This window comes from Shewanella sp. SW24, assembly GCF_025653395.1.
In the GTDB taxonomy this organism is placed as follows: Bacteria; Pseudomonadota; Gammaproteobacteria; order Enterobacterales; family Shewanellaceae; genus Shewanella; species Shewanella oncorhynchi.
Genome location: NZ_JAKKSH010000015.1, coordinates 98,649 through 119,260, shown reverse-complemented (window position 1 = coordinate 119,260; position 20,612 = coordinate 98,649). Strand labels below are relative to the sequence as shown.

The window sequence follows — 20,612 nt, the reverse complement described above, 5'->3', positions numbered from 1 at the left end:
CTAGACGTGGAGTCAGTCAAATTATCCGTATCATCCTTAATACGAATACCTATCCGGTGGACTAACTTAGTTAGTGCCGGATAATTTTTGGTTGATAAAGTTAAGCGCAAGCGCTAGCACTTCATCAATACCCTTACCGCTAGTATCGATAATGAGCGCGTCATCGGCGGGGACTAAAGGAGCCACCGGACGATTCATATCGCGGTCATCACGTTCGATAATTTCACTTAAAAGGCGCTCGATATTAACATCGAAGCCCTTGTCCTGCAACTGATTATAGCGTCTTTGGGCACGCTCTTCAGCTGAGGCGGTTAAATATAATTTTGCCGGCGCACTTGGGAAAACGACTGTTCCCATGTCACGACCATCGGCAATTAATCCTGGCGCCGTTTTAAAGGCCCGTTGGCGACGTAATAAGGCTTCTCTCACCCGTGGAAAGGCAGCGACTTTTGAAGCGGCATTCGAGCACTCTTGGGTGCGAATGTCGTTGGTGACGTCTTCACCTTCCAATATCACTTGAACCGGATCTTTATCATTGCCTGTTAGAAACTTCACATCCAGATGTGCCGCTAACAACGTGATAGACTCTTCATTTTCCAGTTCAACGTTATGATGAATTGCTGCAAGCGCAAGAACTCGGTAAATGGCACCACTATCAAGTAGTTGCCAACCTAGATGCTGAGCCAATAATTGACTAATTGTACCTTTGCCAGCACCACTTGGGCCGTCGATTGTGACTACAGGAGCCCGTTCAGACATACATTCCTCCGCAAAAAATAACCATCATCCGTGAGTTCATCAAGTGAGCCCCCGAAAATGAGCGCGCCGCATTGTACAACAAAAGACAAACAAAATCCGTGGATTTTTTATGAAGATTAGAAGCCGCACAAATACGGCTTGCTATTCTTGACATTGATGGTTGTAACAATGACGAAACAAACAGACTTAGCCTTGCAGGCTCGCAAACTGCTTAAAGTAGTCAGGGAATGTTTTAGAAGTACAGTCAGGATCATTGATGGTGATACCGCAATCGGCAAATGCCAGCATAGAAAAGCACATGGCCATGCGGTGATCGTTGTAGGTATCAATTTCAGCGGTGTTAATAACGGCTGGCGGGGTGATTTTAATGTAGTCATTCCCCTCTTCAACCTCGGCGCCCACTTTTCGCAGCTCAGTAGCCATTGCTGCTAAGCGGTCGGTTTCCTTGATGCGCCAGTTGTAAATATTGCGAATAACCGTCGTGCCTTTCGCAAATAGCGCGGCCGTAGCTATGGTCATAGCCGCATCGGGAATATGGTTCATATCTAAGTCGACGGCGGTTAATTGTGAGCCGCGGGCAATAATATAGTCATCGCCCCACTCGATATCTGCGCCCATTTTTTCGAGCACATCGGCAAATTTTACATCACCTTGAATACTCAAGCGGCCCACACCCGTGACTTTGACTTCGCCGCCTTTAATCGCCCCAGCGGCAAGGAAATACGATGCCGATGACGCATCGCCTTCTACCAGTACTTTGCCTGGTGATATATAACGCTGGCCTGCAACAATCTCAAAACGGGCATAGTCATGGTTAATGACTTTAACGCCGAACTGCGCCATCAAGGCGATAGTGATATCGATATAAGGCTTAGAGACTAACTCGCCTTTGACATGGATATTGACGCTGCCCTTAGCAAGCGGCGCAACCATCAACAAAGCCGTTAAAAACTGGCTCGATAAATCGCCTGCAATTTCAACATCACCGCCATTAAGGCCAGTGGCATTAATCGTCAGTGGCGGGAAACCGTCATTTTTAAGATAAACAATATTGGCACCGAGTTGCCTTAAGGCATCGACTAAATCGCCAATCGGACGCTCTTCCATACGTGGTTCGCCCGTGAGGGTAAATTCACCTTGGCCTAAGGTTAAGGCGGCGCATAAGGGGCGCATTGCGGTACCCGCATTGCCTAAAAACAATTCCTGCGCGGATGCTGAGGAAATCACACCACCTAAACCATCGAGTTCACACACAGTATTGTTTTGCGATAAACGGTAGTTCACCCCTAACTGCTTGAGGGAGGCCAGCATGTGGCGGATATCATCTGAATCGAGCAGATTGGTGAGCGTGGTAGTACCTTGGGCTAAGGTGGCCAATAATAAGGCTCGATTTGAAATACTTTTTGAGCCCGGAATATTGATTTCACCGTGGACTTGCACAACAGGTTCAAGACGTAATTGCTTCATGAATAAATCTTCTTTCTCTATAGGGCGTCATCATCACGATCACGCGGACTGAATACGCAAAATGGCAACTTCACGCTACAGCGCGTCAAGTTAAGATTACAAATAAAAGGAGATTGGGGCCTTGTTGGTGCTTCGTCGTTATAAAATTACCGATTGTCGCTAAGGATTCAACCGTTTTTTCGAGAAAAATGGCATTTTGGTCAGATTATTTGCTGAGATCAGTGTAAAAATAACAAAAACGCAAAATTTAAGCGGTTAATTTATGATTTAACCGTATTTTTGGCAGGCTTTTTTGCCAAGATAACTGGCGTGTAATCACAGTTTTCACTTTAATTACTTTACCTTTCCGCGCTATTCTAGCCTCCAAACGATAAATAACGCATATCTGATACGAACAATCACGTTTGCACTATAACCAGAAAGGTAGATGGAGCTATGTTTAACTCACTCATCGCAATGCCAGCAGATCCCATCCTTGGCTTGTTGACTCAGTACCGCGAAGACTCTCACCCACAAAAAGTGGATTTAGGTGTTGGCGTTTATAAAGATCCTACCGGCGTTACCCCTATTCTAAGCTGCGTGAAAAAAGCGGAAAAATTCCGTCTCGATACCGAGACAACCAAAGTGTATATCGGCCCAACAGGCTCACCACAATTCAACACCTTGATGACGGAATTAGCCTTTGGTGCTGGCCACAGTGCCATTATCGCTAACCGTATCCGCACCGTTTCAACACCCGGTGGTACAGGCGCGCTGCGCGTGGCGGGTGATTTTATCAAACGCTGCAACCCGAATGCCGTGTTATGGGTAAGCGATCCAACTTGGGCAAACCATATCGGTTTATTCGAAGCAGCTGGTATTACTGTTAAAACCTATCCTTACTATGACTACGATAGCAAATCATTGAAATTTGATGAGATGCTTGCTGCATTATCGCAAGTAAATCCTGATGATGTGGTGTTATTCCACGCCTGTTGCCATAACCCAAGCGGAATGGATTTAACCACAGAGCAATGGGATAAAGTGGTTGCCCTGACAAAAGAGCAAGGCTTTACGCCACTGATTGACATGGCCTACCAAGGCTTTGGTGATGGCGTGGATATTGATGCCTACGGCGTGCGTCATATGGCGGCAGCGGTCGATAATATGATCCTGTGCAGCTCATGCTCGAAAAACTTCGGTTTGTACCGTGAGCGTATTGGTTCATGTTCTGTGATTGCCAAAGATGCCAATACCGCCAATGTCGCGCAATCTGTACTGCTTTATGTGGTTCGCTGCCTTTACTCTATGCCACCTGCCCATGGCGCGGCGATTGTTGAGACGATTTTAGGATCAAAAGAATTAACCCAAGAATGGCTTGATGAGCTGAAAGTGATGCGCGATCGCATCAACGGCAACCGCGCCATTTTAGTGGATAAACTTAAAGCCAATGGCGTAAACCGTGACTTTAGCTTTATCGCCCGCCAAAAAGGTATGTTCTCTTTCCTTGGGGTGGCTCCAGAGCAAGTGGCGCGCCTACAAAAAGAATTCAGCATCTATATGGTAGGTTCAAGCCGCATCAGTATTGCTGGGATCAGTGAAGATAACGTCGATTACTTAGCCCAATCGATTGCTAAAGTGCTCTAAGCCACTGAGTTTATCTGCACCGCTCACTCTGCTGTATTCCCGCAATAAAGGAATACAGCAGAGTTCATTTACCGCCTCAAGTGTTAAATTTTTCAATCATCCCACCCGATAAGTTTTGGCAGTTCATTATCCTCTGTTGCATATCCCCCAATATGACAAACACCACCACGTCTCACTGTTCAAGCATTTATTTTCAATCGTAAAACCACATTCTAGTGATTTTGACATCGCGGCGTTATCGCAATAAGCCACAAATTGTGACCTCGGTCGGCGGATTTCCATTTCATTAATCAGGACTGCGGCTATTTTCACTTTTTAAAGCCAGACCTGCCCAGTAGATTAGTGGTCATCATAGAACTTGTGGATATTCCGCCATGTTATTACAAGATAAATTAGTGCAAATCGTCACCAACCCGCAGCTTTCACCCAAGCAAAAATCCAACTATTTAGCATTAGAAGCGGAAGCCAGTTTGCCCTATATATCGATATCGCCCGAGGTAAAAGCGGCGATGAATGACGGTATTATTTGCGACATGTTTGAAGGCCATGCGCCTTTTAAACCACGCTATGTGTTGCCAGATTATGCCCGCTACCTTCAACAAGGCTCTGAATACTTAGAGTTATCAGCGGCAAAAAACTTGGACGAAGCCATCAATGCCTTAACGATTCTGTATCATCACGTGCCATCGGTGACCAATATCCCCGTGTATTTAGGTCAGCTGGATGACATTTTGATGCCTTTCGTTGAAGGAATGGATGCGGAAGTCCTTTATCGTAAATTAAAACTGTTCTGGATCATGCTCGACCGAACCCTGCCCGATGCCTTTATGCATGTGAATATTGGCCCTACAGATAACATCGTTTGCCGCACCCTACTGCGCATTGATGCCGAGTTAAAACAAGTTGCCCCCAATTTGACCTTTATGTACGACCCCGCCGTCACACCGGATGAATTGTTGTTGCTTGCGACCACCAATATTTGTCAGTGCAGTAAGCCGCATATCGCGAATTACCCTCTGCATGCCAGTGCGTTTGATGAGCGCGGTTTTGGTATTGTCAGTTGCTACAACGCGTTGCCGTTAGCGGGCGGCGCCAATACTTTAGTTCGACTTAATCTTAAAGAAGTGGCGTTAAAGGCCAATTCTATAAACGATTTTTTTGATACTGTATTGCCAAATTACTGCTCACTCACCTTCGAGCTCATTGACGCGCGCTCGGCATTTTTGCATCAAGAATCACACTTCTTTGACAGCTTTTTAGTTAAAGAACAATTGATTGATGAATCGCGCTTTGCACCCATGTTTGGTATTTACGGCATGGCAGAAGCCGTGAATATTCTGCGGACATTCACGGCTACTGATGTAACGAAGTTATCTCAACGAGATCAACACACTGGCTATGGTCATCAGACAGACGCAAATCAACTTGGCTACCGTATTTCTGCCACGCTCGATGCCATAGTGAAATCCACACCCGTCGCCCATGGTTACCATGAGCGGGCACTACTGCATTCACAGGGCGGTATCAGTATCGACAACGATGTGACTCCCGGTGTTCGCATCCCCTATAGCACTGAACCGAATCCCATCGCCCATATTCAAGCCTTAGCGCAGCATCATCAGTATTATACGGCGGGAATTAGCGATATTTTGACTATCGATGAAACCGTGAAATCCAATCCTCAAGCCATGTTCCAACTGTGTAAAGCGGCGCTTGAGTTAGGTTTTAGGGAATTTACCGCCAATGTCGCCTCTAACGATTTAATGCGCGTCACTGGCTATATGGTAAAACGCTCGGATATTGAAGCATTTAAACAATGCGGCTCACGTCTCAATACCACAGGCTTAGCCGCAGAAGCGGCGGTTAATACGGGAATATTGCAACGACAAGCACGAGTTATCGCCCATGAGCACTCCCCCTGTGTTGTTAAATGAACCGGCCATAAATAAAAAGGCAATAGTCAGTCAGCTATTGCCCTTTTCATGCGTCGACGGGCCTGGCAGCAGGCTCGTATTATTCCTGCAGGGCTGCAACTATCAATGCAAAAACTGCCATAACCCACATACCATAGGTTTATGCGATGCCTGTGGCGATTGTGTCGCCACCTGCCCTGACAATGCGCTGACATTAATAAACCTCAATGATAAGCCTCGCATTCACTGGGATAGTGAGCGTTGTAGCCAATGCGATACTTGTATTGCCGTATGCCCGAAACAAGCGAGCCCTAAGGTCAGTCGTTACACCGTTGAGGAGATACTGACGATTCTCCATAGTCAGCGTCACTTTATTAATGGTATTACCGTGAGCGGCGGCGAAGCGAGCCTACAACTGCCATTTATTCTTGCGTTGTTTAAAGGAATTAAGGCGACAGAGTCGTTATCACACTTAACTTGCATGCTCGACACCAATGGCAGTTTAAGCCTAACGGGATGGCATAAACTGCTGCCGTTTTTAGATGGCGCTATGGTGGATCTTAAAGCGTGGCAACAGGATACCCATAGATACATTACTGGTCGTGATAACCATGCCGTGTTCAAATCAATCCAGTTATTGGCTAAACAGCAAAAACTGTATGAGGTGAGATTGCTGCACATTCCGAGCATCACGGATTACGAGGACGAAATAGAAGCGCTAGCGACCTATTTACTTCTGCTAGGCCCAGATACGCGAGTTAAGTTAAATGCCTTTCACCATCATGGTGTTGTCGATGCAGCACTCAATTGGCCAAGCTGTAAACAAGCCGATATTGAACGCTTAGCCGCAACCCTTGCAAAGCGAGGCGTAACCAATCTCATGTTACCTTCTATATACCTTTAACGACTGCAAAACAAAATTTGCTCATAAAGCCAGCGCAGCGCGGGATCTTTCATGCTTTGACTATGCCAAACTAGGCTGTAAGCCACTTTGCCATATTCTATGGGTAAAGATTTAATCGTTAAGCCTTTGGCTTGGCTAGCAATGGATGCCCAGCGGCGCGAGCAGGTAAACAGCAACTCACTGTGATGGCACATTAACGCCGCACTGCCAAAGTCTGGGACCGAAATGGGAACGGCCCGTTTTTTAGATTGCTGGGCGAGCAAAATATCAAAAAATGGCGTACTCAGATCTGTGTCTGTAATGCCAATATGGCTAAAACTCAGGTAGTCATCGAAGCTGATCTGCGGCTGTTTAGCCAAGGGATGGGATGAATTCATCAGGCAGACCATTTCATCGCTGAACAAGGTTTCCCACACCAGATCGTCTTGAAGAGGATTAGGTTGACTCAGATCATGGGGTAACAGCACAAAGTCTAATGTACCTTTAAGCAATCCATCAAAACCAATATTGTCTTTGCTGTAAATATCGAGGCGGATATTAGGAGCCAAGCTCAGAATATGGGCGCTGAGCTTGGCGGCCAGCAGTTCAAAGGTGCTTTCGCGCATCGCAAGCGAAAAACGCCCCTCAAAATGTGCAGGGTTAAACGCATCCTGACTCATGATCTGATTCATATCATTGATCATCTGCTGCACGCTTGGCCCTAATCGTCTTGCCAATGGGGTTGCTACCAGTGAGTTGCCGTTACGGTAGAACAGTTCATCGTTCAAACTGTCCCTGAGCTGGCTTAAGGTTTTACTGACGGATGAGGGACTGAGGCATAAACGTTCGGCGCTGGCGGTCACGCTCAGGGTATCGAGCATCACATGCAAAGTGATCAAGTGCTTCATACTAATGCGCGAAAGCTTGGCCAAATCCATCTGTGACATCCTATTGATTTATCGTGTATACGCATCTAAAGATACGTTCTTTTAATTATGATAAACAATAACATACAACTAACCCAGCATCTTACTCAGTAATGCGCGTCAGCTCACAGGCTTTCTCAAAACGAGTGTTATTGAAGGCATCAGGTCTCAACGTCATCTTGCTTAACGCCATTGTCGATAAATTAAAGTTAACAAAAAAGCGAATGCATTTGAGCATTCGCTTTTGGGATGTCTCACTTGAGATGGCTAACTGATGATCAACATTCAATAAGCATAACGTTGATATTCAGGCAGCAAAGCCTAGACGCTAAGCGTCGCAAGCTAATGAGTGACTCAATACAGCTAAGCCTAGCTATGTTTGTTTGCAAACTCATTCATAAACTTGACCAAAGCAACTACGCCATCGAGTGGCATTGCATTATAGAGGCTAGCACGCATACCCCCTACGATACGATGGCCCTTTAAGGCAACGAGTCCAGCTATTTGGGCTTGCTTTAGGAACTCACTATCGAGCGCTTCGTTGACTAATTGGAAAGTCACGTTCATTTGTGAGCGGTTCGCTGCAACAACCCCATTACGGTAGAAAGCATTACCATCAATGCATTGATATAACATCTGCGCTTTTTGTTGATTAATTTTTGCAATACTCGCAATGCCGCCAATGGACTTAAGCCAAGCAAAGACTTCAGCGGCGAGATACCAAGCAAAGGTTGGCGGTGTGTTGAACATAGAGTCATGCTCAACGGCTAAACGATAGTCCATGATGGACGACTGCGGTAAACTCGGCAGTGTTAACATGTCATCGCGCACTATCACTATCGACAGACCCGATGGACCTATGTTCTTTTGTGCGCCAGCGTAAATCAAACCGTAGCGGCTGACGTCGATTTCACGTGACATAATGGTTGACGATAAATCGGCAACAATTGGCCAAGGTGAGTCTAATTCATCAAAAATTTCGATACCATCTACTGTCTCATTAGGGCAATAGTGAACATAGCGATAATCGGCATCGATCTTATGTAAATCAGGTAAGACAACCGCATTGAGTCCATTGTGTTTTTCAACAATATTCAAGCTATCAATCTGCGCTTCACCCACGAGCTTTTGTGCTTCGGCTAACGCGGCAGATGACCATTGACCACTGACTAAATACAGGGCTCTGCCATGATTACCTAAAAAATTATTCACAACAGCGGAGAACTGTCCACGACCACCGCCGTGCATAAATAGCACATGGTAATTTGTGGGGATCTGCATCAGTTCACGTAAATCGGACTCGGCTTGTTGTGTAAGCGCGATGAACTCTTTACTTCGGTGGCTGATTTCCATCACGGAAACGCCTTGGCCATTCCAATCAAGTAATTCCTGTTGTGCTTTTTTCATTACCGCTGCGGGTAACATTGCAGGTCCAGCACAGAAATTATAAATCGCGCTCACTGACACTCTCCTTAATCCCAACCATGATGTATGTATTGATAAATACGAAACCATTCTAAAACGAACAATGCTATCAACATCAATGCCATTAAAAAAACGAGCGTCCAATTGGACGCTCGTTAATATGACACTTAATTACTCTTCGTCTTGCTCATCATCAGCAAGCTCGTCTTCATCTTCGTCCAACTCTTCTTCGTCATCCAGCGCTTCTTCAAGAGCCTCGTCGGCTAATTCACCTTCGATAATGACAGGAACAATCGGTAAACCGTTTTCATCCAGCTCGACTTCATCTTCTTCAGTTTGGATTTCGTCGATACGTTGTAGGCCGACCACTTTCTCGTCGCCCGCAGTACGGATAATCGTTACACCTTGAGTGTTACGGCCAATGATAGACACGCCGCCAGCCGGTGTACGCACTAAGGTACCTTTATCACTGATGAGCATAAGTTCGTCGTTAAGACCGACTTGAACAGCCCCAACAACAGCGCCATTACGTTCGCTCACCTTGATTGAAACCACACCTTTAGTCGCACGGCTCTTCGCAGGATATTCAGACAGTTGAGTCCGTTTACCGTAACCGTTTTCAGTCACAGTCAGAATCGCGCCATCGCCTTTGGGTACAATAAGCGACACGACTTTCTGACCTTCTTCTAAACGGATACCACGAACGCCTGTTGCAGTACGGCCCATAGGACGTAAGGACAAGACTTCTTCACCGGTTTCAGGATCGGTTTTCACTTCGCCAGTTTCAGAATCACGAACTTTCTCACCAAAGCGAACCACTTTCCCTTCGTTCGAGAACAACATGATTTCGTCATCACCGTTAGTGATATCGACACCGATCAGTTGGTCACCGTCTTTGAGGTTAACGGCGATAATGCCGTTTGCACGTGGGTTGCTATAAGCAGTTAGTGCGGTTTTCTTCACAGTACCGTGTGAGGTGGCCATGATGATGTACTTGTCAGCCGCGTATTCACGTACTGGCAGAATCGCAGTAATGCGCTCGCCATCGGATAACGGCAGCAAGTTAACAATTGGACGACCACGGGCCGTACGGCTCGCTAATGGCAATTGATACACTTTGAGCCAGTACATCTTACCAAAGTCAGAGAAGCACAAAATGGTGTCATGGGTATTGGCAACTAACAGCTTCTCGACGAAATCTTCATCTTTCACTTTCGTCGCGGCTTTACCTTTACCACCACGGCGCTGGGCTTGGTAATCGGTCAATGGTTGATACTTGGCATAACCTAAGTGCGACAGTGTTACCACAACGTCTTCTTCGTTGATCAAGTCTTCAAGACTCATATCGACTTCGTTGGCATTGATCACTGTACGGCGCGCATCACCATATTCTTCAAGGATTTGAACTAATTCTTCCTTGATCACTTCCATCAAACGCTCAGGACTGCGCAGAATAAACAGCAGACCCGCGATAAATTCGAGCAGTTCTTCGTATTCGGCGATGATCTTATCGTGCTCAAGACCGGTCAAACGGTGTAAACGCAGTTCCAGAATGGCCTGAGCTTGTTGCTCAGTCAGGAAGTATTGACCGTCACGAATACCGTATTGTGGCTCTAACCACTCTGGACGCGCGGCGTCATCGCCCGCTTTTTCCAGCATGCCTTGAACGTGGCCTAATTCCCAACCTTGCTCAACCAATTTCACTTTGGCATCCGCAGGCGTGGGTGAGGCTTTGATCAGTGCAATAATCGGGTCAATGTTAGCCAGTGCAACCGCCAGCGCTTCCAAAATATGGGCACGCTCACGGGCTTTACGCAGTTCAAATACGGTACGACGCGTCACCACTTCACGGCGATGCAGAATAAAGCATTCGAGCATTTCTTTAAGATTAAACAGTTTAGGCTGACCATTGGTCAGGGCCACCATGTTAATCCCGAAAGAACACTGCATTTGCGTTTGAGCATAAAGGTTATTGAGTACAACCTCGCCCACTTCACCGCGCTTAATTTCGATAACGATACGCATACCGTCTTTATCAGACTCGTCGCGTAGACCGCTGATCCCTTCAAGCTTTTTATCTTTAACCAGCTCGGCAATCTTCTCGATTAAACGGGCTTTGTTCACTTGATACGGGATTTCAGTGACGATAATGCGCTCACGGCCATTATCTTCGGTTTCCACATCTGCCAGAGCACGCATGATCGCGCGGCCACGGCCAGTTTTATAGGCATCAATAATGCCTTTACGGCCGTTGATAATCGCTGCTGTGGGGAAATCCGGACCTGGAATGTATTCCATCAACTGTTCAATCGACAGTGAAGGTTCTTCAATCAATGCCAAACAGCCTTTCACGACTTCCGTTAGGTTGTGTGGTGGGATGTTGGTTGCCATACCTACCGCAATACCCGATGAACCGTTAATTAACAGGTTAGGTACGCGTGTAGGTAATACAGCTGGGATCTGTTCTGTGCCGTCGTAGTTAGGGACGAAATCCACTGTCTCTTTTTCAAGATCGGCCAGTAATTGGTGCGCTAACTTATCCATACGGATTTCGGTATAACGCATTGCCGCCGCTGAGTCACCGTCGACCGAACCGAAGTTACCTTGGCCGTCTACTAAGGTGTAACGCAGTGAGAATGGCTGGGCCATACGGACGATAGTGTCATAAACAGCAGAATCACCATGGGGGTGATATTTACCGATGACGTCACCGACCACACGGGCAGATTTTTTGTAAGGCTTGTTCCAATCGTTCTTCAATTCACTCATGGCAAACAGAACGCGGCGATGAACCGGCTTTAAGCCGTCGCGCACGTCTGGTAATGCACGTCCCACGATAACGCTCATGGCGTAATCAAGGTACGAATTCTTTAGTTCGTCTTCGATATTAATTGGCGAAATAGATGATGCCAGATCAGTCATAAACTGCTCGTTCCCCTGAAAAATAGCCGACAACGTATAATCCGTATCATTGCCTAGCCCAAAAACGTGATTTGGCATTCTAACACAGTTATTTAATGTCGCCAGACCTATCATTATCGAATTGAGAGTCTGGTGGCTTAATAGATGAAAACACTGTCAATTTGGTCGTTTGTGCGATAAACAAGCGTTGAAATTCACGGCTTACGATGAGGAAAAATCGTCAAAGGGATAAAGTAAAAGGTCGATACGGAGCACAACAATTAACATAAAAGCAGATAACTGCTGAAAATTCACTCAACCACAAGGGCTTAGCTCAGTCGAGCACTTTGTTTATCAAACATAGTCGTTATAATAGCCGCACAATACAGCTTCTTCAGGTAATAGCATGCATCAGAATACCAATGTAGACCCACAGGAAATCGCAAAGTTTGAACGTATGGCCGAAACTTGGTGGGATCTCAACGGCGAATTTAAGCCGCTGCATCTATTAAACCCGCTGCGCTTAAACTATATCGATCAAACCGCTGGCGGTATTTTCGGGAAGAAAGTGCTCGATGTCGGCTGTGGTGGCGGCATTTTGTCTGAAAGCATGGCCCGCATCGGCGCCGAGGTTGATGGCTTAGATATGGGTGATGAGCCCTTAGAAGTCGCCCGCCTACATGCCCTCGAAACGGGCGTGAGCATTAATTATGTAAAAAATACTGCCGAGGCCCACAGCCAAGATCATCAAGCCTATTACGATGTGGTGACCTGCATGGAAATGCTCGAACATGTACCCGATCCACAATCTGTGATTAAAGCATGCTGTGACATGGTCAAACCCGGTGGTCATGTGTTTTTCTCCACCATCAACCGCAACATTAAATCCTACGTGCACACCATTTTAGGTGCGGAATATTTGCTAAAAATGCTGCCAGTTGGCACCCACGAGCATAAAAAATTCATTAAGCCTTCGGAGCTGATTGAGCTCGTAGATAATACCGATCTTATCTGTACCGATGCCTTAGGGGTAAGCTACAACCCATTGACGGGCATTTTTAAGTACACGCCTAAGGTTGATGTGAATTACATGATAGCGACGCGTAAGGTTGATTAATATGAGTCTGGCACAGATCAAAGGCGTACTGTTCGATCTCGACGGCACCTTAGCCGATACCGCGCCGGATCTGGTGCAAGCCCTCAATTTAAGTCTTCAAGACGTCGGCATCGCCGCGCAGCCGTTAGCGGCCATGCGCTACGCCGCATCCCACGGCAGTTTTGCCTTAGTCGATGCCGCGATCCCTGATGCGGCAGAAGATCTTCGGTCTCAAGTTCAGCAAGGGCTACTCGCCCACTATCAGCGTATAAATGGCGATCATTGTGCGCTATTTACAGGCATAGCAGCATTACTCGATTGGCTCGAGTTAACTCAGCTGCCGTTTGGGGTGATCACCAACAAGCCTGCGCGCTTTACCCGTCCCTTATTGCGAAAACTGAATTTACACTTGCGTATGCCCGTTATCATTAGTGGCGATTCGACAAAACACCCAAAACCCCACACTGCACCTATGCTGTTAGGCGCACAACAGCTGAACTGTGCTCCAGAGCACATTTTGTATCTTGGGGATGCCGAGCGAGATTTGCTCGCGGCCAAGGCTACTGGCATGTTAGGCGGCGTGGCCCTATGGGGTTATCTGGGCGTGAACGACAAGCCGTTGCAATGGCCTGCGCACGCGCATTTTGCAAGCCCAACTGAGCTACATCAAGCACTAATCGAAGCACTGGCTTAACAACATCAACCAAAAACAGCGCCTACAAATGCTCACGAATAAGGCATACAATACGTAACTTCACTGACGGACATCAGTGTGTCAGCATACTATTTATGACCCACGGAAAAAGTCAGGCGGATAAAAGATCGGCACTCGTGAGCGAACGCGATCTAAAGAAAAAGATCGCCTAAAAATCCCCCATGAGTGTGACACGCTAACCTGAAATTGAGCTTCAAGGTTAGTCGTTACTAACGCAAAAGTTTATCCTCACGTTATCCACAAGATGTCCCCTGAATTCAGACTTGCAAATAGGGGCAAACCTCACTATCTTGTATCCCATATAATTTAAAACACCATATCTTGTGTATAGGTAACAATCAGACACACTAGAAGCTCGCCGCTTAATTGACTCGTTTGTAACCAGTCAGCTGTATTTAAGGGACGATTATTGATTGTTTTACAAGGATACGTACGGTGATTTTGCTCACCTAAATACATATAAGAACCAAGGCCTATCTCCAAATGAATAGCACTATGACAGTCACAAAACGCTGTGGCGATCGTGAGAATATCGATCTCGAAAAAATACACCGCGTAATTACTTGGGCAGCCAAGGGATTAAAAAACGTTTCTGTTTCGGAAGTTGAACTTCGCTCGCACCTACAGTTTTTCGATGGCATCCCAACCGAAGCTATCCATGAAACCATTATCAAGGCTGCGGCGGATTTAATTTCTCCAGAATCACCGGACTATCAGTTCCTCGCTGCTCGTTTAGCGGTGTTTCACTTGCGTAAGAAGGCCTTCGGTCAGTTTGAGCCGCCCGCATTGTATGCTCACGTGACTAAGTTGGTTAAGCTAGGTAAATACGACCAACACATTTTAAGAGATTACACCCGCGAAGAACTGGATGTGATGGATACCTATATCGACCACTGGCGCGATATGGACTTTTCCTACGCTGCAGTAAAACAGCTTGAAGGCAAGTATTTAGTTCAAAACCGTGTTACCCACGAAATCTATGAGAGCGCCCAGTTCCTTTACATTTTGGTTGCAGCTTGCTTGTTTGCCCGTTATCCAAAAGAGACGCGCCTGAAATACGTTAAAGATTTCTATGACGCAGTATCAACTTTTAAACTGTCGCTGCCAACGCCAATTATGGCCGGTGTGCGTACCCCAACGCGTCAGTTTAGCTCTTGCGTACTGATCGAATGTGGTGACAGCTTAGATTCCATCAACGCGACCGCTTCGTCTATCGTGAAATACGTCAGCCAACGTGCGGGTATCGGTATTAACGCCGGTCGTATTCGCGCCTTAGGTAGCCCAATCCGTGGTGGTGAAGCCTTCCACACAGGTTGTTTACCTTTCTATAAGTATTTCCAAACCGCAGTGAAGTCGTGTTCTCAAGGCGGCGTGCGTGGCGGTGCTGCGACCCTGTTCTACCCTATTTGGCACTTAGAAGTCGAATCTCTGCTGGTATTGAAAAATAACCGCGGCGTCGAAGACAACCGTATCCGTCATCTAGACTACGGTGTGCAGCTGAACAAAGTGATGTATCAACGTCTGATCAAAGGCGAAAACATTAGTTTATTTAGCCCATCTGACGTACCTGGCTTGTACGATGCTTTCTTTGAAGATCAAAACGAATTCGAACGTTTATATCTGCAATATGAGCAAGACAGCAGCATTCGTAAGAAAACGATAAAAGCCGTTGAACTGTTTTCACTGATGATGCAAGAGCGTGCCTCAACGGGCCGTATCTACATTCAGAACGTGGATCACTGCAACACTCACAGCCCGTTTGATTCAAAAGTTGCGCCGATCAGACAGTCTAACCTGTGCCTTGAAATCGCCCTGCCGACTAAACCATTGAACAACATCGATGATCCTGAAGGTGAAATCGCACTTTGTACGCTGTCAGCACTTAACTTGGGTTCTATCAAAGAGTTATCTGATATTGAGCCATTAGCCGACCTCGCCGTACGCGCACTGGATAATCTATTGGACTATCAAGATTACCCTATCAAAGCCGCGCAAATCGCCTCGATGAATCGCCGTACCTTAGGCATAGGCGTGATCAACTTCGCTAACTATTTAGCGAAAAACGGCATGAAGTATTCCGATGGTAGCGCGAACGCTTTAACCCACAGAACCTTCGAAGCGATTCAGTACTATTTACTGAAAGCCTCAATGAACTTAGCCAAAGAGCAAGGTGCGTGTCCGTTATTCCACGAGACCACTTACTCTCAAGGTATGTTGCCAATTGATACCTACAAACGTGACTTGGATAAAATTTGTGCCGAACCATTGCACTTAGACTGGGAATCACTGCGTAGCGATATCAAGCAATATGGCCTGCGTAACTCGACGCTGTCGGCATTAATGCCATCAGAAACCTCGTCGCAAATATCCAATGCGACCAATGGTATTGAGCCACCACGTGGCCTTATCAGCGTGAAATCGAGCAAAGACGGTCAGCTAAAACAAGTGGTACCCGATTTCGATACACTGAAAGATAGCTATGAATTGCTGTGGAAAATGCCTAGCAATGACGGTTACTTACAGTTAGTGGGTATTATGCAGAAATTCGTTGACCAAGCGATTTCGGCTAACACTAACTACGATCCTTCACGTTTTGAAGGCCGTAAAGTCCCCATGCAAACCCTGCTGAAAGATTTGCTCAATGCTTACAAGTTAGGTGTTAAAACGCTTTACTACCATAACACTCGCGATGGTGCGTCGGATTCACACGATGACATCACCAATTTAGAGAAAGAAGATGACGGTTGCGCCGGCGGCGCATGTAAAATCTAGTCTTTAACTTTAACGTTAACGGTTTTATAGGGATCCCTATTTAGTGGATCCCTATCCATTGGAAAAATAGCACCATGGCCTACTCTACCTTCTGTCAAACACCTAACGATGCCACCCGTGAACCTATGTTTTTAGGTCAATCGGTCAACGTGGCTCGTTACGATCAACAAAAATATGAAGTGTTCGAAAAACTGATAGAAAAGCAGTTATCTTTCTTTTGGCGCCCAGAAGAAGTAGACGTCAGTCGCGATAAGATTGACTACGGTGCATTGCCTGATCATGAAAAACACATCTTTATTTCGAACCTGAAATACCAAACCCTACTCGACTCGATTCAAGGCCGCTCGCCCAATGTGGCCTTTTTGCCGCTGGTGTCACTGCCTGAATTAGAAACTTGGATTGAGACTTGGTCTTTCTCTGAGACGATTCACTCGCGCTCATACACCCACATCATTCGTAATATCGTTAACGATCCTTCAGTGATCTTCGACGATATCGTCGTGAACAAAGAAATCTTAAGCCGTGCGACCGATATCGCCGCTTATTACGATCACTTGATCCAACTGACTCAGATATTCCATTTACTCGGTGCAGGAACCCATGTTATCGATGGCAAAGAAGTCATAGTCAACACCCGCACCCTGAAAAAAGCCTTGTACCTGTGCATGATGTCAGTCAACGCCCTAGAAGCTATTCGTTTCTATGTTAGCTTTGCCTGCTCATTTGCCTTTGCTGAACGTAAGCTCATGGAAGGTAACGCGAAAATTATTCGCTTAATCGCCCGTGATGAAGCCTTACACTTAAACAGCACTCAGCATATTTTAAGCATCATGCAAGGCAGTAAAGACGATCCAGAAATGGGTGAAATTGCTGCAGAATGCCAACAGGAAGCTTTCGATTTATTCTTCAAAGCCGCAGAGCAAGAAAAAGAATGGGCAAAATACCTATTCAAAGACGGCTCTATGATAGGTTTGAATGAACAGATCCTGTGCCAATATGTTGAGTTTATTACTAATCAACGCATGAAGTCGGTGAATCTACCGCAACCATACCCAGAAATAACCAATCCATTACCTTGGATGAAAAACTGGTTAGAAAGCGATGCAGTGCAAGTTGCACCACAGGAAGTTGAAGTCTCTTCATACCTTGTCGGCCAAATCGACTCCGCGGTTGATGGTGATGAGTTCCTCGACTTCGATCTATAAGACACTTAAAAGTGACGTTACAAAATGGCATTAAAACAGTGACATCAAAAAAACGGCCACAAAACCTGTTTGCGAAGGCGCCAATCGTGCGCCTTCAAGGTCAACCTGTGTTGCTCTTTACCGAGCAACAAGGCACCTTGCTGCAAGCGCTCGAAGCCAAAAAAGTCAAAATCTTCTCAGAATGTCGCAACGGTTTCTGCGGTGCCTGCAAAACACGCGTCATCAGCGGAAAAGTCAGCTACTTAAACGAACCCTTAGCCGAACTCAAACATGATGAATGTTTACCCTGCTGCTGTGTGCCTACCGAAGATTTAGAGCTGGATCTATCACCTGAAGGTGCAGCTGTGGTCACCTATGCGTGTCAATCTCATCAGAATAAAGCCAGTTTGGCTAAGCCAAAGCAAACACAAAATGTAGCAAGTGACACACGCACGCAGAAACAGGCAGTGTTTGAAGACTCATAACGGCAAGACTCGATTGTTCAATAAGCTGCTTTAAACAAGATGTAGCGTTAAAAGCAAAAATCGCTTTAAACAAAAATGAGCTTTTAAACAAAGAGTAGCTTTAAGACAAACAGCCCCTTTCAATACAGCCTTATTCAATCCGCGCCATTAGATACCAAACATTTTAAAACCCACTATTCTCCCGTTTCTCTATTTACAATGCATTCACACAAACAAACTAAAACAAAAAAGCCTGAACACAAGTTCAGGCTTTCAGGATCTAAAATTGAATACTTAAGGTTTAAAACGTACGACTTATCGACTTTCTATAAACGCATTGCCAGTTCAGCGCCTTGGCGGATTGCACGCTTAGCATCAAGCTCTGCCGCGACATCTACGCCACCAATCAGATGCACAGGCAGGCCCGTCGCTTTCATCTCATCCACTAACGTGCGATTCGATTCTTGCCCAGCACACAAAACGACGTTATCAACGGCCAGCACTTCAGCGGTTTCACCCACGCGAATATGCAGTCCGGCATCATCAAACTTATCGTAACTCACGCCCGTTTTCATCTTCACATCATGTTGCTTAAGCACAAGACGGTGGATCCAGCCGGTAGTTTTACCTAAGCCCTTGCCCATCTTCGACGTTTTACGTTGCAGTAAAAACACCTTACGATGATCAGTATTGTCGGAATGAGGTTCAGTTAGGCCGCCTGCATGCTGGTAAGTTTTATCTATGCCCCACTGTTGTAGCCATTTATCGGGGTTCAAGGTGCTCGACTGGCGCTCACACAAAAAGTGCGCCATATCAAACCCTATACCGCCGGCGCCAATCAAGGCCACCGTATTACCGACAGTCACTTCACCCGAGAGCACTTTTTGATAATCGACCACCCGTGGGTCGTCAAAACCGGGTAAGACTAAATCACGCGGCACAACGCCTGAGGCGATTACCACTTCATCAAACGTTTCCGTCGTCAGCACACTGGCATCGAGACGAGTGTTTAATCTCAGCTCCACCTTATGCAACTTAATTTGGTTTATGAAGTAACGAATAGTCTCGTTAAACTCTTCTTTCCCAGGGATTTTACGGGCGAGATTAAACTGACCACCCACCTCAGATTTCGCTTCAAACAAGACAACGTGATGGCCTCGCATAGCGGCATAAACAGAAAATGCCATGCCCGCAGGGCCTGCCCCCATCACCGCAATACGCTTTTTATTGGCTGTGGGTAAGAAGTTGATTTCAGTCTCATAACAGGCGCGAGGATTCACTAAGCAAGTTGCGCGCTTGAGGGAAAAGGTATGGTCAAGACATGCTTGGTTACAGCCAATGCAGGTGTTGATAAGCTCCGGCGTGTTCGCAGCCGCTTTATTCACGAACTCGGGATCAGCAAGGAAAGGCCGCGCCATCGACACCATGTCAGCTTGACCAGAGGCGATAATCTGCTCACCAATCTCAGGGGTGTTAATGCGGTTAGTCGCAATTAAGGGAACGGAGACAGATTGTTTGAGCTTTTCTGTCACCCACGCAAAGGCGCCACGGGGCACGCTTGTCGCAATGGTCGGTACTCGCGCTTCATGCCAACCAATGCCCGTATTTAGAATGGACACGCCAGCTTGCTCTAACCACTGCGCCAGTTGTACCACTTCATCCCAAGTCGAACCGTTATCCACTAGATCGAGCATAGATAAACGGAAGATAATGATGAAGTCTTTTCCGACCTTTGCCCGTATCGCGTTAACAATCTCAATTGGGAATTGCGCCCGCTTTTCAAACGCACCGCCCCATTCATCGGTGCGGGTGTTGGTACGCGCACTGACAAACTGATTGATCAAATAGCCTTCAGATCCCATTACCTCAACACCATCGTAACCCGCTTTCTTGGCAAGGGCGGCCGAACTGGCGTAATCCTTAATGGTCGAGCGCACTTGACGGCTGGACATGGCAGACGGCGTAAAAGGTGTAATGGGTGACTTAATCTTACTTGGTGCTTGGGAAAAAGGATGATAGCCATAACGTCCCGCATGCAAAATTTGCATACAGATCTTACCGCCAGCCCCATGCACCGCCTGCGTTACCACGCGATGCTTACCCACTTGCCAAGGAAAACTCAGCTGACAGGCATGGGGCGTAAGGCGACCACGAAGATTGGGGGAAATACCACCCGTCACAATCAAACCTACACCGCCCAGAACACGTTCTTTGTAGAACGCTGCCAGTTTCTCAAATCCGCCCTTTTCTTCTTCCAAACCTGTGTGCATTGAGCCCATAAGCACGCGGTTTTTGAGCTGGGTAAATCCCAGATCTAAGGGTTCTAATAAATGGGGAAACGACATTCAAACATCCTTTTAAAACAAGTGATTTAAATCAGCATACCTTGTGTCAAATCTAAGCTCAACCGTTGGATCGAGGCCATCAGTCAAAATCCTTTACAATTGTGTTTAGCCTGTAGCGCCATTTTCAGTTAGCATT

The 20,612-nt window shown here is 46.4% G+C and carries 14 protein-coding genes; 8 read left to right on the top strand and 6 right to left on the bottom strand.

The genetic code is table 11. The annotated features are described in order from the left end of the window. Positions 1-66: 66 nt before the first annotated feature. The gene (cmk, locus tag L5M17_RS13905; protein ID WP_028759874.1) at positions 67-759 is read right to left on the bottom strand and encodes a (d)CMP kinase; all 693 of its coding nucleotides are present in this window, start codon (positions 757-759) and stop codon (positions 67-69) included. 186 nt (positions 760-945) lie between these two features. Next, positions 946-2,226: a 3-phosphoshikimate 1-carboxyvinyltransferase gene (gene aroA, locus L5M17_RS13900; RefSeq protein WP_263148166.1), complete on the bottom strand. Its 1,281-nt coding sequence runs from the start codon at positions 2,224-2,226 to the stop codon at positions 946-948. A 435-nt stretch (positions 2,227-2,661) separates the two neighbouring features. Between aroA and L5M17_RS13895 the strand changes: the two genes are divergently transcribed. From L5M17_RS13895 to L5M17_RS13885, 3 genes are all read left to right on the top strand, one after another. Further along, positions 2,662-3,852 carry an amino acid aminotransferase gene (locus tag L5M17_RS13895; protein ID WP_105252552.1) on the top strand — a complete coding sequence of 397 codons (1,191 nt, stop codon included), beginning with the start codon at positions 2,662-2,664 and terminating at the stop codon, positions 3,850-3,852. A gap of 374 nt (positions 3,853-4,226) precedes the next feature. After that, positions 4,227-5,786 (top strand): YjjI family glycine radical enzyme, encoded by a 1,560-nt coding sequence (locus L5M17_RS13890; RefSeq protein ID WP_263148163.1) that lies wholly within the window; start codon positions 4,227-4,229, stop codon positions 5,784-5,786. Then, on the top strand, positions 5,758-6,669 hold the full coding sequence (locus tag L5M17_RS13885) for a YjjW family glycine radical enzyme activase (RefSeq protein ID WP_263148162.1): 912 nt from the start codon (positions 5,758-5,760) through the stop codon (positions 6,667-6,669). Before L5M17_RS13890 ends, L5M17_RS13885 begins: the two co-directional genes overlap by 29 nt. Here the strand turns inward: L5M17_RS13885 and L5M17_RS13880 are convergent. From L5M17_RS13880 to gyrA, 3 genes are all read right to left on the bottom strand, one after another. Continuing rightward, the gene (locus L5M17_RS13880) at positions 6,666-7,586 is read right to left on the bottom strand and encodes a LysR family transcriptional regulator (protein ID WP_263148161.1); all 921 of its coding nucleotides are present in this window, start codon (positions 7,584-7,586) and stop codon (positions 6,666-6,668) included. The genes L5M17_RS13885 and L5M17_RS13880 overlap by 4 nt on opposite strands. A gap of 357 nt (positions 7,587-7,943) precedes the next feature. Further along, entirely contained in the window at positions 7,944-9,035 is a 1,092-nt protein-coding gene (serC, locus tag L5M17_RS13875) for a 3-phosphoserine/phosphohydroxythreonine transaminase (protein ID WP_105252556.1), read from the bottom strand. A gap of 135 nt (positions 9,036-9,170) precedes the next feature. Beyond that, the gene (gene gyrA / locus L5M17_RS13870) at positions 9,171-11,921 is read right to left on the bottom strand and encodes a DNA gyrase subunit A (protein ID WP_263148158.1); all 2,751 of its coding nucleotides are present in this window, start codon (positions 11,919-11,921) and stop codon (positions 9,171-9,173) included. A 385-nt stretch (positions 11,922-12,306) separates the two neighbouring features. Here gyrA and ubiG point away from each other — a divergent pair, with 385 nt between their 5' ends. From ubiG to yfaE, 5 genes are all read left to right on the top strand, one after another. Continuing rightward, positions 12,307-13,017, top strand: coding sequence for a bifunctional 2-polyprenyl-6-hydroxyphenol methylase/3-demethylubiquinol 3-O-methyltransferase UbiG (ubiG, locus tag L5M17_RS13865; protein ID WP_028759866.1), 711 nt, complete (start codon positions 12,307-12,309; stop codon positions 13,015-13,017). A 1-nt stretch (position 13,018) separates the two neighbouring features. Then, positions 13,019-13,690, top strand: coding sequence for an HAD family hydrolase (locus L5M17_RS13860; RefSeq protein WP_263148156.1), 672 nt, complete (start codon positions 13,019-13,021; stop codon positions 13,688-13,690). 504 nt (positions 13,691-14,194) lie between these two features. Beyond that, on the top strand, positions 14,195-16,483 hold the full coding sequence (nrdA, locus tag L5M17_RS13855; protein WP_263148155.1) for a class 1a ribonucleoside-diphosphate reductase subunit alpha: 2,289 nt from the start codon (positions 14,195-14,197) through the stop codon (positions 16,481-16,483). A gap of 74 nt (positions 16,484-16,557) precedes the next feature. Beyond that, positions 16,558-17,688 carry a class Ia ribonucleoside-diphosphate reductase subunit beta gene (gene nrdB / locus L5M17_RS13850; protein ID WP_263148154.1) on the top strand — a complete coding sequence of 377 codons (1,131 nt, stop codon included), beginning with the start codon at positions 16,558-16,560 and terminating at the stop codon, positions 17,686-17,688. Positions 17,689-17,726: 38 nt separating this feature from the next. Next, positions 17,727-18,152 carry a class I ribonucleotide reductase maintenance protein YfaE gene (yfaE, locus tag L5M17_RS13845; RefSeq protein ID WP_028759862.1) on the top strand — a complete coding sequence of 142 codons (426 nt, stop codon included), beginning with the start codon at positions 17,727-17,729 and terminating at the stop codon, positions 18,150-18,152. Between the two features lie 305 nt (positions 18,153-18,457). Here the strand turns inward: yfaE and L5M17_RS13840 are convergent, their stop codons facing one another. Beyond that, positions 18,458-20,476 carry an NADPH-dependent 2,4-dienoyl-CoA reductase gene (locus tag L5M17_RS13840; RefSeq protein WP_263148152.1) on the bottom strand — a complete coding sequence of 673 codons (2,019 nt, stop codon included), beginning with the start codon at positions 20,474-20,476 and terminating at the stop codon, positions 18,458-18,460. Positions 20,477-20,612 lie beyond the last annotated feature (136 nt).

Bases quoted from the DNA above. Each gene is read 5' to 3' on its own strand.
- nrdB (WP_263148154.1), top strand. From the start codon at position 16,558: ATGGCCTACTCTACCTTCTGTCAAACACCTAACGATGCCACCCGTGAA.
- cmk (WP_028759874.1), bottom strand. From the start codon at position 759: ATGTCTGAACGGGCTCCTGTAGTCACAATCGACGGCCCAAGTGGTGCT.
- L5M17_RS13890 (WP_263148163.1), top strand. From the start codon at position 4,227: ATGTTATTACAAGATAAATTAGTGCAAATCGTCACCAACCCGCAGCTT.
- ubiG (WP_028759866.1), top strand. From the start codon at position 12,307: ATGCATCAGAATACCAATGTAGACCCACAGGAAATCGCAAAGTTTGAA.
- L5M17_RS13880 (WP_263148161.1), bottom strand. From the start codon at position 7,586: ATGGATTTGGCCAAGCTTTCGCGCATTAGTATGAAGCACTTGATCACT.
- L5M17_RS13895 (WP_105252552.1), top strand. From the start codon at position 2,662: ATGTTTAACTCACTCATCGCAATGCCAGCAGATCCCATCCTTGGCTTG.
- L5M17_RS13840 (WP_263148152.1), bottom strand. From the start codon at position 20,476: ATGTCGTTTCCCCATTTATTAGAACCCTTAGATCTGGGATTTACCCAG.
- gyrA (WP_263148158.1), bottom strand. From the start codon at position 11,921: ATGACTGATCTGGCATCATCTATTTCGCCAATTAATATCGAAGACGAA.
- nrdA (WP_263148155.1), top strand. From the start codon at position 14,195: ATGAATAGCACTATGACAGTCACAAAACGCTGTGGCGATCGTGAGAAT.
- L5M17_RS13885 (WP_263148162.1), top strand. From the start codon at position 5,758: ATGAGCACTCCCCCTGTGTTGTTAAATGAACCGGCCATAAATAAAAAG.
- L5M17_RS13860 (WP_263148156.1), top strand. From the start codon at position 13,019: ATGAGTCTGGCACAGATCAAAGGCGTACTGTTCGATCTCGACGGCACC.
- aroA (WP_263148166.1), bottom strand. From the start codon at position 2,226: ATGAAGCAATTACGTCTTGAACCTGTTGTGCAAGTCCACGGTGAAATC.